The following is a 13909-nucleotide window of genomic DNA, read 5'->3' on the forward strand; positions in this document are numbered from 1 at the left end:
GTCTCAGGTGTGTTAGCTTATCTGGTTGCGCCCAATATCAGCGCCTAGTCCCTTAGATGGTGATAGTAGTTGAGAATTCAACCCTGACACCTTCTATACCTCCTATTCGTCGCCAGCAAAGCGTGAAGGCTTACCTCAGAAGGTAGACCAGTGACGCTGAGGGATCGTTCGCTGCGACGTCTTCAATCACGTGCGGCCAGCAGACTCATCAGTCGCGAGCGCTCCTCACTCGAGAGACGCTCCCCTGATTGCTGCTTTGCCAGCAACGTATCAATCTCCTGCTGTCGCGACGGGGTCTTGCAGGCCCGCTGAAAATAGCTCACCAGACCGTCCAGCTCAGCCGCCCTTGCCGGCCCGGGGATCAACAGCTCCTTGCGCGCCAGTGCGGCCAGACGCTCGCCGTCCTCACTGCCATGGAAGTGCATCAACAGCACCTGAGCACTGGAATACCCCCCAGCCCGCAACAGCTCGATCACGTCGCGACAGAGTCGCGCATCGTCGCCCTGACCGTCACACCACTCGAGCGACTCGGGGAGACGCTCCACCAGGCGCGGCTCGTGCACCAGCAGCTGCAGGGTACGGCCCATCAGGCCCAGGGCCGCGGAGGACTTTCTGCGCCGCTGCGGCAACTGGCCCTCTTCAACAGCGGGCTCCATGGCGTCGTCGAAGGGCATCAGCTCGGGCTCTTCGGCAACCACGGGCGCCAGAAGCGCTTCAAAACGCGACTGTTCGACCCCGGTACGTCGCGACAGCTCCGTCAGCATTAACGACTTGAGCACTCCCTGGGGCATCTTCTCGATGGCCGACAGCACTTGGCTGGCGTAGCGTTCGCGCGACTCCAGCTGCGCCAGGTCACGCCCCTGGGCGGCGTGCTCGAACAGAAACTCCGACAGCGGACTGGCACACACCACGCGATCTTCGAACGCACTGGCACCCTCACGCCGCACCAGACTGTCCGGATCCTCGCCCTCGGGCAGGAACAGGAAGCGCGCCTGACGCCCGTCGATCATCTCGGGCAACACGGTTTCCAGCGCCCTGGCCGCCGCCTGACGTCCGGCCTTGTCACCGTCGAAGCAGAACACGACCTCACTGACCAGGCGAAACAGGCGCCGCAGATGATCTGCCGTGGTGGCCGTACCCAGCGTAGCCACCGCATTATGGATGCCGTACTGCGCCAGCGCGACCACATCCATATAGCCTTCGACGATCAACAACCGTTCCAGTTTCGGGCTGGCCTGGCGAGCTTCGTACAAGCCATACAGCTCGCGCCCCTTGTGGAACACGGGGGTTTCGGGAGAGTTCAGGTACTTGGGCTTGGCATCCCCCATGACCCGACCGCCAAAACCCAAGGTCCGCCCGCGAATATCGCGGATCGGGAACACCACTCGATCGCGAAAACGGTCGTAGCTGCGACCACTGTCTTCGTGGTGAACCAGCAGGCCATACTCGATCTGCACCGACTCGTCGACGCCCTGCCCCCCGAGGTGCCGCTTCAGCGCCTCCCATTGGGCCGGCGCATAGCCAATGCCGAATAGCTCGCGGATCTCGTCTGACACCCCGCGCTGCTCCAGATACTCTCGGGCAACCTGGCCCTCCGGCATCTTGAGCCGCTCGCGAAAGTAGCTGGCAGACATTTCCAGCAGGTTGACGCCTTCCTTGCGCTTTTTTTCTCGCGCCTGGGCTCTGGGATCGTCGGCACCCTCTCTGGGCACCTCCATCCCCAACCTGGAAGCAAGCTGCTCGACCGCTTCCGGGAAGCGTAGCTTGTCGTACTCCATCAAGAAGCGCAGCGCGTTGCCGTGGGCACCACAGCCAAAGCAGTGATAGAACTGCTTGTCCGCGCTGACCGTGAACGATGGGCTCTTTTCCTGATGAAACGGACACAGACCAGAGTGGTTGCGCCCGGCCTTTTTCAGCTTGACGCGCTCACCCACCACCTCGACCACGTCCACGCGCGCGAGGAGGTCATCAATGAAGCGCTGGGGAATCTGGCCGGCCATAGTCTCCTCGACAGGAGCGGTATCCTGAGAAGAACAAGAATCGTCCAGAGGTCTGGACGGGACACCCTCATCGGATGTCAGAAAAACAAGCGGCCACCTCAATGGCGGCCGCTTGGCGTCCTCCTGAATCGAGAGCGGCGAACCACGCTCGACTCAAGTACGGATCAATAGAGCCGTTCGAAACGCTTGCGCTCACGCTGGAGCTTCTTGGCGTGACGCTTTACAGCGGCAGCGGCCTTGCGCTTGCGCTCGGCAGTCGGCTTCTCGTACTGCTCACGACGACGGACTTCAGACAGAACGCCGGCTTTTTCACAGGAACGCTTGAAGCGACGCAGAGCGACGTCAAACGGCTCGTTATCACGTACTTTGACAGAAGGCATTAAGCACTCACCTACCTTAGGTAACTTGAGTTCGGTTTGTACGCACACCTTCAAGGCCAATACCCCACGACACTTCGTTCGACTGCCTTAACTCATACAGGAAGGCAACGCTATCGCGAATGCCATAATCAGCAAGGAAACGAAACAGTGACGGGGGACAGCGAGCCCTGGATGCACGACCCAGTCTTGCAGCGCACAGTATTTTAGTGAGCGAAGCCGAGCCTTGCAAATTCTTTTTGGAAAGAGAGCGCCTACCGGCCACCCAGCACGCACCACGATGCGGACGCCACTCTGTCCGTAGGATCAGGCGAGAACAGCGAGTTGCAGGACACAGGTTCGCCCGTGAGACGGCATCACGCTGGCCGCCGCCACACTTTCCCTCGCGCGCCCACTGTCGCAGCCACTCTCAAAACGGCGTAGAATCATGCCCCTTCCCGCTTTTGCTTCCCGAGTCGACCCATGCGAGTACTAGGCATCGAAACCTCCTGCGACGAGACCGGCGTCGCGCTCTACGACACCGACTGCGGTCTGGTGGCCGACGCCCTGCACAGCCAGGTTGCCATGCACGCCGACTATGGCGGCGTGGTGCCGGAGCTGGCTTCCCGCGACCATACTCGACGCCTGCTGCCATTGATCGACCAGGTTCTGGAGCAAGCCGCTATCGGGCGCGAACAGCTGGATGCTATCGCCTACACGGCAGGCCCGGGGCTGGTAGGCGCCCTGATGGTGGGTGCCAGCACCGCACACGGCATGGCCCGAGCGCTCGATATCCCGGTCCTTGGTGTCCATCACATGGAAGGCCACCTGTTGGCCCCCATGCTCGAGGATGAGCCTCCGGCCTTCCCCTTTGTGGCGCTGCTGGTGTCCGGGGGCCACACGCAGTTGGTGGAGGTCGCCGGTATCGGCCAGTACCGCTTGCTGGGCGAGTCCGTGGATGATGCAGCGGGCGAAGCCTTCGACAAGGCAGCCAAGATGCTCGACCTCGACTATCCGGGCGGCCCCCGGGTCGCCGCATTGGCGGAAACCGGTGATCCGGGGCGCTTCCAGTTCCCGCGTCCCATGACCGACAGGCCGGGACTCGACTTCAGCTTTTCGGGATTGAAGACCCACACCCTCACCACCATCCGCCAGCTGGAAAGCGCGGGACAGCTGGATGCACAGGCCCGTGCGGATGTGGCGCGTGCGTTCGAGGAAGCCGTGGCGGACACCCTGGCCATCAAATGTCGCCGTGCGCTCAAGCAGACTGGACTGAAGCGTCTGGTGGTCGCTGGAGGCGTCAGCGCCAATGTCCGCCTGCGCGCTCGGCTTGAAGACGCCACCGCCAAGCAGGGAGCCAAGGTGTACTACCCCCGCGGCCGTTTCTGTACCGATAACGGCGCCATGATCGCCTATGCCGGTGCGCAGCGCTTGCTGGCGGGCGAGCGGGACGTGGTAGGTCAGATGCAGGCCGTGCCGCGCTGGCCGATGGACCAGCTGAGCGCCCCGTGCTGAACGGATCAGCCCCACCAGAGCAGCGATCTACCGTGGCGTCTCGCCATGTCACAGCCGTGGCTCCTTGCCACGGCGCAGTCGATCTATATTGAGCGCATGCCGGGCCAGCACCAGCGCGGCAAACACCAGCACCACCCAGGCAAAGTCGGGGGACAGCCACAGGCTCAGCAACGGTGCCAGGGTGGCACTGGTCAGTGAGGCGACCGCCGCGGTATGCACCCGCCAGGCCAGCAGCCCCCAAATCACGGCACATGACAGCGCGACACCGGGGGTCAGCAGCAGCATCACGCCAAAGGCACTGGCAACAGCCTTGCCGCCGCGAAAGCGATACCAGGCGGGATAGCAGTGCCCCAGCAGCACCCCCAGGCCCACCAGTCCGAGCCCCCAAGGCGTCAGCCCCTGGTGCATGCCCAACAGCAGCACGGGCCAGCCCTTGAGCGCATCGATGGTCAGGGTTGCCAGCGCCAGCACGGGCCCATGCAGCCGCAGCACATTGGAAAACCCCGGATTACATGACCCGCTCAAGCGCGGGTCAGCAAGCCCCGCCACCCGGCATACGGTGATCGCCCCCAACCAGGTTCCACTGAGATAGCCCAGCGCCGTCAGCGGCAGTAATACTTCTATGGTCGGACCCACAACGACTCCTGCGCCATGAGGACGCCTCGGTGCGCACATGGTAGCCCCATGCGCGCGATCATGCTGGCAGCGCCGCTGCACCAGCGACGCCGGGAACCGCGACAGTCTTCTGGTGGTGCCAGACGATTGGCGTCCGGCCAAACCTCCAGGGAAGTACCACGCAGGCCGCCCCCTTTGAAGGACCAGTTTGCCAGCCCGGGCTCGCTGTCGCCATCTGCGGCCTGTTTCGCGACCGCCTGGTCAAGTACAATTGGCCGCCTTGTTCATTCTGCGTTCCCGGCCACGACCGGGACACCACGACCGGGAAACATCATCGATGGATCAGGTGCTGATCGAAGGCCTTGAGCTGGACACCGTCATTGGCGTCTACGACTGGGAGCGCTCCATTACCCAGCGTCTGATAGTGGATCTCACGCTGGCGACGGATATCCGAGCAGCGGCCGCGGATGACGACCTGAGCAAGACGCTCGACTACGACGCCATCAGTCGTCGCATTGGTGTCTTCGCCTCGGAGAATGACTTCCAGCTGGTGGAAACCTTTGCCGAGCGCCTGGCGTCGCTGCTGATGCAGGAATACGGGATCAGCTGGCTGAGAATGACCTTGCGCAAGCCCGGCGCTGTGGCCAATGCCGCCTCGGTAGGCGTGCGCATCGAGCGTGGTACACCAGCGGGAGGACATTGATGCGACTGGTCACCCTGAGCCTTGGCAGCAACATCGAACGGGAGCACCACATCACGGTGTGCCTGGATGCCTTGGCCGACACCTTTGGCCAGTTGGCCGTTTCCCGCGTATTCGAGAGCACGCCGGTGGGCTTCGAGGACGGCCGCAATTTCTTCAACCTGGTGGTCGCCCTTCACTGCGACTGGAGCGTCGGCGAGCTGCAAGCCTGGTGCAAACGATTGGAGAGCGCCAACGGCCGCAGCAAGGACAGCCCAAAGTTCAGCCCCCGCACCCTTGATGTCGATATTCTTACCGTCGACTCGCTGACCGGGGAGGTCGACGGCGTGTGCCTGCCACGCGGCGAGATCCTGCACCACGCCTTCGTCCTGTGGCCGATGGCAGAGCTTCTTCCCGACCATCGCCATCCCGTCGTGGGGCGCCGTTACCAGGAGCTCTGGCAAGCGTTCGACGATGGCAGCCAACAGCTGTGGCCGGTCGAGTTTCACTGGCGCGGAGAAGCGCTACCGCTGCCCCCCCGTTGAAGGATCAGCGCCCGCCCTGGTGAAAGCACGCCAGGCGACGTCGCCTCAGCTCCTGCCCCAGCTCCGCCCCTTTGAAGCCCTGATCAAGCAGCTCTCGCGGGGCAAGCGAGCGCGCCTGATCGACCCCACGCGCCAACCAGGCCGCCTGCTCGGGCACCTCCATGGCCAGCAACGACAGCAGGGGCGCGACTCGCTCGCTGCGCCGCCAGGCATCGATGCCGTCACACCAGGTCATGGCTATCCTGCTGGCCTCTTCTGAGCCTGCACCGTCGGCCAGCTGCGCCTTGAGCTCACGGGTCAGCGCCAGCTGGTGTCCCAGATCACGATACGGATTGGGCACCTTCAAGGCCTGTTCAAGCTGGCGACGCTGCTCGGCCGGCAGGGCCTCCACCAGGCGACCCCAGCGCCAAACGGGCTGGCCCGCAAGGGCCGAGGGCAATGCGCTCATTCTCTCGCAGGCGCGCTTGAACTCGGCCGCTCCTGGCTGCACCAAGCCAGGCATCAGCCGTGACAGTGCACCGCATGAGTCCAGCGCTTCGAAGTAGCGCCGGGGCTCTGGCTCGCCCAGCGCCTTCTCGGTTTCCACCCAGACGCGCTCAGCCACCAGGTGATCCAGCTCGCCGCTGTCGGCCAGCTGTTTCATCAGCGCTTGCGTACTCTCGGCAATGGTAAACCCGAGGCCGGCGTAGCGAGCGAGAAAGCGCGCTGTGCGCAACACCCTCAGCGGATCTTCGACGAAGGCCTGACTGACATGACGCAAGCGCCGCTGCTGCAGGTCGCGACGCCCGTTGAAAGGGTCCACCAGGTGCCCATCGAGCGACTCGGCCATGGCATTGATCGTCAGATCGCGCCGCCCAAGGTCCTCCTCCAGGGTGACGTCAGGACTTGCATGCACCTCAAAGCCGGTATATCCATGCCCGGACTTTCGCTCGGTACGGGCAAGGGCATACTCCTCATGGGTACGGGGATGCAGGAACACCGGAAAATCCCGGCCTACCGGCGTGAAACCACGCTCCCGCATCGACGCTGGGGTCTCGCCAACGACCACCCAGTCCGTGTCCTTGACTGGCCATCCCAGCAGCGCGTCACGCACCGCACCCCCCACCCGGTAACGTTCAAGACCGGCACAGGGGTCTGTGCTGCCGTGGTGCTTTCCCGGCATCTCAGGGGCCATGTTCAGCCCTTGCTGACGCGTTCAGGCAGAACGTGCTGCCACTGGGTGAAACCGCCGTCGAGGCTATAGACCTGAGTAAATCCCTGAGCGGCCAGCCAACTCGCCGCCTGCTGGCTGGAATGGCCGTGATAGCACACCACCACCAGCGGAGTATCCTTGGCGGTTTCCGCGACAAGCGGGCCGACGCTGTCATTGTCCAGGTGGCGGCTACCGGGAATATGCCCTTGGGCAAAGCTGCCCGGATCGCGAATATCGACAAGGCAAAGCTCACCGCCCTGATCCAGCCATTGTTGAAGGCGTTCGGTATCGAGGTGCTCGAAGGTCGCCGGTGTCATGCAAAACTCCAGAAGGCAAAAGCAAGAGGCCCATGGGCAACGCCGCACATGAGCGTGGCGGATGCCGCACAACGGGCTTGGTATCGGTTATCGCGTGATCTGCTGGCGGCTCGGAACGCTGATTCGCTCTCCGCTTGCCATATCCAGCGCGGTCAGGCTGCCGCCCCAGACGCAGCCGGTATCCAGGGCCTCTGCCCTCACCCTGCGATCTGGCGCAGTGCCATTGAGCGCCGCCCAATGGCCGAACAGCAGCCACGGATCGTCGGCACGGGGATACTGAAACCAGGGGGAAAATCCCTCGGGGGCACTATCCAGGCCTTCCTTGGCGTCAAAATCGAGACGCCCCTCGGCGTCGATGAAACGCATCCTGGTGAGGGTGTTCACGATGGCCCGGTAGCGATCTACGCCCTCCTGATGGGGCTTGAAGCGTCGCGGCCGGTTGCCATACATCCGCGACAGGAAGTCGCCGGACTGCTCTCCCGTCAGCACCCAGGACACCTCTCCGGCGAGCCCCTCGGCCTGCTCCACCGACCACTGGGGCGGTAGCCCGGCATGGGTCATCACGGCCTCTCCGTCACGCAGCAGCAGCGGCCTGGCCTGGAGCCAGTCGAGCAGCGTATCGCGATCGGGCACTGCCAGAATGTCGTCGAGGGTGTCCTTGCGCTTGAGCGAAGCCCCACCTCGTGCCACCGCCAGCAGATGCAGGTCATGGTTGCCCAGCACCACCTTGGCAGCAGAACCGAGGGCCATGACGTCCCGCAGGCAATCCAGGGATCCGGGCCCGCGATTGACCAGGTCCCCCGCAAGCCACAGTTCATCACGACGCGGATCGAAGCTGAGCGCCTCCAGCAGCTCGACAAACTCCTGATGGCAGCCCTGCAGGTCTCCAATGGCGTATCGACTCATGCGTCTCCCGCTGTCGTCAGACATTCAATGAATCTGGTTGGGCGTGGCCAGGCGGAACACCGAGATCGGCACCTCGAACGGTCGCTGGCTGGCCGTATCGACGCAGGTGTAGGCGCCTTCCATAAAGCCTACCGGCCCATCGAGTATCGCCCTGCTGGTGTACTGAAATGTCTGGCCAGGACCAATCATCGGCTGCTTGCCGACCACGCCCTTGCCACGCACTTCCTGCACCTGCCCGCTGGTCTGGGTGATCTTCCAGAACCGGGCCATGAGCTGGATATTACCGCTTGAGTGATTGTGAACCGTGACCGTATAGCTGAACACAAAGCGATCTTCCAGCGGCGCAGACTCGTCCTCACGAAAGGCCGGTGTCACGTCAACGCGCACGTCGGGGTGCTCGTTCATGCGGGTGTCTCCTCCCCAGTGTCCTGATCCCCCTGTGTGTCATGATCCGCTGAAGCATTACCTTGCTGCTGGTACACCGCATTGGCGATCGCGACAAACTCTGCCACCTCCAGGGTCTGCGGACGGCGACCAGGATCAATCCCAAGTTCGGCCAGGGCATCGCCATCAATGCGCCCTTTGAGGTTGTTGCGCAGGGTCTTGCGGCGCTGGCCAAAGGCCTCTCGCACGATATCGAACAGCAACGTCTCATCCTGGGCTGGCGCGATCTTCTGCTGACGCGGGGTCATGCGCACAATGGCAGAGTCTACCTTGGGCCGCGGAACAAACGCCTCAGGGGGAACCACAAACAGTGACTCGACCTCGCAGAAATACTGCGCCAGCACCGACAGTCGGCCACGATCTCCGCCACCGGCGGGAGCGGCCAGACGATCCACCACTTCCTTCTGCAGCATGAAGTGCATGTCCTGAACCGCAGAGCCAGCGCGCAGCAGGTGTGAAATCAGCGGAGTCGATATGTTGTAGGGCAGGTTACCGACGACACGCAGCGGCTGTCCGTCGCCACGCAGCGCCCCGAAATCCATCTTGAGGGCATCGCCCTCATGGATCACGAACGCCGGGTGATTGAAGAACTGCACACGCAGGCCCGGGATCAGGTCGCGGTCCAGCTCGATAACCTCCAGGTGCCCTTCGGTCGCCTCCAGCAATGGCTCGGTCAGCGCTCCCTGACCGGGGCCGATCTCGACCACGCGCTCACCAGGGCGCGCGCCGATGGAGCGAACGATGCGGGAAATGACGCCATGGTCACGCAAGAAGTTTTGACCGAAGCGCTTGCGAGCCCGGTGCGCCGTAGGGCGGGATGACATGCTTGAATCCTTTATGAAACCAAGGGGAGCGCCAAATCAATATAGCGAGCGATGATAGGGCGCTGATGGCCAGAGCGCAAAGGCTGGCCAAGGTCGGGCAGGGGAAAACGGCCGATTCAGCCCGCCTGGGCCAGGGCCCCCATCTGTTCGGCCAGGCTAATCGCCACTGCCAGGCTCTGCGGGCTGGCCTGCCCGGTCCCTGCCAGGTCAAGAGCCGTGCCGTGATCGACCGAGGTGCGCGCCAGCGGCAACCCTAGCGTGATGTTGGCGGCCTGACCGAACCCTGAATACTTCAGGACAGGTAGACCCTGGTCGTGGTACATCGCCAGCACGGCGTCGACGCCGGCAAGGTGTCGAGGCGTAAACAGCGTATCCGCGGGCAGCGGACCATCGAGGCAGAACCCTTCGGCCCGCAGCCGCTCCAGCGTCGGGGTGATCACCTCTATTTCCTCACGTCCAAGGTGCCCCCCCTCTCCCGCATGGGGGTTCAAGCCACATATGGCGATGCGCGGAGCCTTCACCGCGAAGTAACGGGTCAAGTCCTGCGCCAGGATCCGCAAGACCCGCTCGAGGCTTGCCTGGGACAAGGCGTCGGCCACTTCTCGCAGCGGCAAGTGAGTCGTGGCCAAGGCGACCCTGAGGGGCGTCGGGAGCGTGTCACTGGCTGCTTCCACACGCCCATGCAAGGCGTGGTCGGTCGCCAGCATCATGACCACCTCCTCTACCCCGCATGCATCGCGCAGGTACTCGGTGTGGCCGGTAAAACCGTCATGACCGCCGTCGCAGATCACGCCCTTGTGCAGGGGCGCGGTGACCATTGCGGCAGCGTTGCCCGCCAGACACTGCGTCACCGCAAGGTCCAGGGTCGCCAGCACATAGTCAGCGTTGGCGGGATCGAGCACCCCGGGAATGCAGCGGGCTTTCATGTCCACCGGCCACACCGCCAGGCGCCCGACCCTGGGGCCCGGATGCGGCTGACCCGGCGCCGTGACGGCCACCTCGATGTCCAGCGCCAGCGCCTCGGCCCGCTCCCTCAACAGCACTGGGTCGCCAATGGCGACCCAGTCAGTGGCATCTGCCGCCGCCAGCATCAACGCGAGCTCCGGGCCAATGCCCGCAGGCTCTCCGGTGGTGACTACGATAGGCGCTTTCACTTGCCGCTCACCTGTTGCGCTTTCACATCCACCTCATTGGCCTCTTCACGACGGTGACACCCGCTTGCGGACGCGCCTTCACCCCTGGTTCAGGCGCTTCTCGACGAAGGCTTCGCCGCGAATTTCCTGCATCCACTTCTCCAGCTCATCACCCACCTTACGCTGGAAAATCGCCTGACGTGCCTGGTCGCGGGTAGCACCCACGCCTTCCTGCTGCAGGAAGCGCTCGACTTCAGCCTCGGAAATATTGACGCGACTGGATACCTGAGCCTGCTGGACCTTCATGATCAGCATCTCGCGACGGATCTGGTCACGCACCTGGGCAAGGCTGGTGCCCTGTGACTCGAGACGATCCGCAAACTGCTCCAGTGTGGCGCCATTCTGGTTGGCCACGGAGCGTACCTGACGATTGAGCTCGGTCTCGTCGACACTCAGGTTCATGCGCTCGGCCAGCTGCACCTCGATTTCCTCGACAATCATGCGATCGAGAATCTGCTCACGCAGCGCCTGCTCCGGGGGCAGCGCCATGTCGCTGGTGCGCAGGCGTGCCATGGCCTGGTCGACACGTTCGTCCAGGTCCGATGCCATGATGGCGTCTTCATTGACCACAGCAACAATGCGATCCAGCGGCTGACGGTAACCGTCCTGGGCATTGGCAGCCACGGTGGTCAGCGCCAGACAGGCGGCCAGCGCCACGGCGGCAAGGGGTCGGCTACGCATAATCTTGCTTCCTCGTTCACTCAGAAATTCGATGCGGCAGGCGTGTTAGAACCCGCCTGCCGCAGGATAGTTCGCAGGAGATACTCAGTTCAGGCCAGGACGATAGCCGGGCACCGCTGACTGGAAGTAGGTGTCGGCCTCGCCACCGAAGCCACCCAAGCCCTTGAGCACGAAGCGCAGGAACAGGCCGCGATCCGTGGTGTCATCCTCGATATTGTTGGCCGTGTCCTCGTCTTCGATCCACTCGCGCCAGACGACCTGCACACCATAGCAGCAGTCGTTCCACTGCACACCCGCCATCTGGTCGAGGGCGCGATCATTGGTGTTGTCGTAGAGGACTCGCCCGATGATGTCGAAACGATCCGTGGCCTTGTAGGCAAACGACAGGTCGTATTCTTCCCTGTTGTAGTTACGGATGTCGTCGGCATCGTCCGCGTTGTCGAAGCCTTCCAGCTGCCAGCGGTAGCCAAGGTTGAGCACGTGGCCTGCATCGGCGCGATAGTGCACCCCGAGACCGGTGCTCTCGGTACGGCTCTCTTCATCGTCGTACAGCCACTGCCAGCGGGTGCTCCAGTTGTCGTTGATCGACCAGTTGATCCGTGTCACCCAGGGGGAACGGTCCCGCGTGGCATCGTAATAGTCGAACGACTCTTCGTCTCTGGGCAAGGTGTCCGGGTCGCCAGCCATATCGATGTTGCGATCCTCGAAGTAGGCTGCCTGGCCCACACCGATGGAGAGGCGCTCACGGCCGCTCTGATCTTCCAGGAAGCGACTTTCCACGCCGTAGGACAGTCGGTTCAGGTCACCGAGCCGGTCACCCCCAGAGAAGCGGTAAGGCGACCACAGCTGCCCCCATGAAAACGACAGCTCTTCAGTGTCGAAGTCGGGGAAGTCGCTCTGGTCCCTTTCCGGCACGTAAGCGTAGTTCAGGCGTGGCTCCAGGGTCTGGCGCCAGTCATCACCACCGAAGGCGAAATCACGTTCGAAGATCAGGCCAGCGTCGATGGTGGTGACCGGCGCCGTCAGCGACGGACTCTCGGTGTTATCGGTGATGCGGTCATCGTAATCGAGGTCATAGCTGGTGTGCTGCAAGGCCACGCGCGGCTCGAAGAAGCCCCAGCTCGGGTCAAAGCGATAGCCCACCGCAGGCGTCAGGTCGAGGCGTGCCCCCTTGACGTCCTCGCGCAGGGGAATGCGCCGAACCGTGTCCTCGTAGTCGTAGAAGCCGTTCTCATCGCCTTCGATATCACGCCAGAAGTAGGTCGCGTTGGAATTCCACTCCTGGTAGAAGCCAAGGTCCTGGGACCAGCGACCGTTGGCCGTGAGGCTAGGCAGGCGGTAGAACGGCTTGTCACCTTCGTCGACCGGATCATCAAGCAACTGATAGCCCTGGGCCTTGGCCTGGAGCGACCAGGTGTCACCCAGATAGTCGATCTGGGCCAGGCGAGGCATGTTGCTGGTATCGGCTTCGCCGAAGGTGCGCCCAAAGTCATCGAAATAGCGGCCATCACTGGCGGCCCCATAGCGCAAGCGATACGGAATCCGCGAACTGAACCGACCGTAATGGCTGTAGTCGAAGTACCAGCGCTCGTCCCCGTTCTCGAGCTCGGTGGTCGAATCGTCATCCCCGGCGGACTTGTCGTCGCCGATGTAGGCGCCCTCGACGGTACCCTGGTCCGAGGGAAACAGGTAACGGAACTCACCACCCAGCAGCAAGCCGCTGTCCTGAATCCAGCGAGGGGTGATGGTGGCGTCATAGTTGGGCGCCAAGTTCAGATAGTAGGGCTGGGCGTAGTCCACGCCGCCGTCGGACACCCCGATGGTGGGCCAGAGAAAACCGCTCTGTCGGCGTTCATCGATCGGGAAGCGTACCCATGGCCAGTAGAACACCGGCACATCGCCGACTTCCAGGCGGGCATGCTTGGCCGTACCAAAGCCCTGATTGCGGTCCAGCAGAATGTCGTTACCGACCAGCCGCCAGGTGCTGTCACCGGGTTCACAGGTGGTAAAGCTGGCTTCTCGCAAGCGGAACACGTTGTCGCTGACGCGCTCCAGCTGAATGGCATCGCCGCGCAGGCGCGCCTCGTGGGCCACATAATGGGCTGAGTCGATGGTCGCCTGATCGCTGTCCAGCGACACCTGGGCGCTGTCTCCACGTACCAGCAGGCCCTTGTCACGCAGGGTCAGGGGGCCACTGGCATTGGCCAGGTCGCGCTCCGGTGGCACCTGGACGCGGGTGGCCTCCAGCTGGGTGTCGCCCTTGCGCAGGATAACCTCGCCATCCAGCACGGTATCGCCATCCGTGCCGTAATTGGCGGTGTTGGATTCGCTGTTGACCTGACCATCAATGGCCGGCGCAGGCAGTCGGTAGTCTGGCTCGACATAGTAGCCTCGACACACGGTCCCCGCGGGACGGTCATCGCCCCAGGGCTGCCAATCCAGTTGGCCTGCCGGCAGGGAATCAGGGGGAGCCGCCCACAGGGGCGACGACACCAGACTAGTGGTGGCGAGGCCCGCCAGGGCCGTCCATGCGTATCGCTTGGCCATGTTGCACGCTGTCCTCGACGGGGTGAATCGGTATTATACAGGCCGCGGCCGGCCTGTAACGCCGATCTGCTCCAGCAGGAGTTGCGCCACAGCCG

At 63.3% G+C, this 13909-nt stretch carries 14 protein-coding genes; 3 read left to right on the top strand and 11 right to left on the bottom strand.

Annotated features, from left to right (window positions below; all coding sequences use genetic code 11):
* Positions 1-182 precede the first annotated feature (182 nt).
* Both dnaG and rpsU read right to left on the bottom strand, forming a co-directional pair.
* Complete coding sequence (gene dnaG / locus KUV72_RS04820; RefSeq protein ID WP_206941324.1) at positions 183-2000, bottom strand: DNA primase; 1818 nt, start codon at positions 1998-2000, stop codon at positions 183-185.
* A 164-nt stretch (positions 2001-2164) separates the two neighbouring features.
* Positions 2165-2380 (bottom strand): 30S ribosomal protein S21, encoded by a 216-nt coding sequence (rpsU, locus tag KUV72_RS04825; protein WP_013333229.1) that lies wholly within the window; start codon positions 2378-2380, stop codon positions 2165-2167.
* A gap of 459 nt (positions 2381-2839) precedes the next feature.
* Between rpsU and tsaD the strand changes: the two genes are divergently transcribed.
* A complete protein-coding gene (tsaD, locus tag KUV72_RS04830; RefSeq protein ID WP_222237616.1) occupies positions 2840-3871 on the top strand; it encodes a tRNA (adenosine(37)-N6)-threonylcarbamoyltransferase complex transferase subunit TsaD in 1032 nt (343 codons plus the stop codon).
* Positions 3872-3919: 48 nt separating this feature from the next.
* On the opposite strand, the gene plsY is transcribed toward tsaD, so the two are convergent.
* On the bottom strand, positions 3920-4507 hold the full coding sequence (plsY, locus tag KUV72_RS04835) for a glycerol-3-phosphate 1-O-acyltransferase PlsY (RefSeq protein ID WP_224908452.1): 588 nt from the start codon (positions 4505-4507) through the stop codon (positions 3920-3922).
* Between the two features lie 316 nt (positions 4508-4823).
* Between plsY and folB the strand changes: the two genes are divergently transcribed.
* Positions 4824-5189 carry a dihydroneopterin aldolase gene (folB, locus tag KUV72_RS04840; protein ID WP_222237617.1) on the top strand — a complete coding sequence of 122 codons (366 nt, stop codon included), beginning with the start codon at positions 4824-4826 and terminating at the stop codon, positions 5187-5189.
* Positions 5189-5710 (top strand): 2-amino-4-hydroxy-6-hydroxymethyldihydropteridine diphosphokinase, encoded by a 522-nt coding sequence (gene folK, locus KUV72_RS04845; protein ID WP_222237618.1) that lies wholly within the window; start codon positions 5189-5191, stop codon positions 5708-5710. Before folB ends, folK begins: the two co-directional genes overlap by 1 nt.
* Before the next feature lie 4 nt (positions 5711-5714).
* Here folK and KUV72_RS04850 read toward each other — a convergent pair whose 3' ends face one another.
* The 8 genes from KUV72_RS04850 to KUV72_RS04885 all read right to left on the bottom strand — a co-directional run bounded on the left by KUV72_RS04850 (position 5715) and on the right by KUV72_RS04885 (position 13814).
* A complete protein-coding gene (locus tag KUV72_RS04850; protein ID WP_261317350.1) occupies positions 5715-6884 on the bottom strand; it encodes a polynucleotide adenylyltransferase in 1170 nt (389 codons plus the stop codon).
* A 2-nt stretch (positions 6885-6886) separates the two neighbouring features.
* Entirely contained in the window at positions 6887-7219 is a 333-nt protein-coding gene (gene glpE, locus KUV72_RS04855; RefSeq protein ID WP_222237619.1) for a thiosulfate sulfurtransferase GlpE, read from the bottom strand.
* A gap of 87 nt (positions 7220-7306) precedes the next feature.
* Complete coding sequence (locus KUV72_RS04860) at positions 7307-8125, bottom strand: symmetrical bis(5'-nucleosyl)-tetraphosphatase (protein WP_206941332.1); 819 nt, start codon at positions 8123-8125, stop codon at positions 7307-7309.
* A gap of 24 nt (positions 8126-8149) precedes the next feature.
* Positions 8150-8530: a Co2+/Mg2+ efflux protein ApaG gene (apaG, locus tag KUV72_RS04865; RefSeq protein ID WP_206941334.1), complete on the bottom strand. Its 381-nt coding sequence runs from the start codon at positions 8528-8530 to the stop codon at positions 8150-8152.
* Positions 8527-9393, bottom strand: a complete 867-nt coding sequence (rsmA, locus tag KUV72_RS04870; protein WP_222237620.1) for a 16S rRNA (adenine(1518)-N(6)/adenine(1519)-N(6))-dimethyltransferase RsmA — start codon at positions 9391-9393, stop codon at positions 8527-8529. The genes apaG and rsmA overlap by 4 nt, the downstream gene beginning before the upstream one ends.
* A gap of 116 nt (positions 9394-9509) precedes the next feature.
* Entirely contained in the window at positions 9510-10547 is a 1038-nt protein-coding gene (gene pdxA / locus KUV72_RS04875) for a 4-hydroxythreonine-4-phosphate dehydrogenase PdxA (RefSeq protein WP_222237621.1), read from the bottom strand.
* A gap of 78 nt (positions 10548-10625) precedes the next feature.
* Positions 10626-11267: a SurA N-terminal domain-containing protein gene (locus tag KUV72_RS04880; RefSeq protein ID WP_222237622.1), complete on the bottom strand. Its 642-nt coding sequence runs from the start codon at positions 11265-11267 to the stop codon at positions 10626-10628.
* 84 nt (positions 11268-11351) lie between these two features.
* Positions 11352-13814: an LPS-assembly protein LptD gene (locus KUV72_RS04885; RefSeq protein ID WP_222237623.1), complete on the bottom strand. Its 2463-nt coding sequence runs from the start codon at positions 13812-13814 to the stop codon at positions 11352-11354.
* Between the last annotated feature and the right edge of the window lie 95 nt (positions 13815-13909).

Source organism: Halomonas sp. DP4Y7-1 (genome assembly GCF_019800705.1).
GTDB lineage: Bacteria > Pseudomonadota > Gammaproteobacteria > Pseudomonadales > Halomonadaceae > Halomonas > Halomonas litopenaei_A.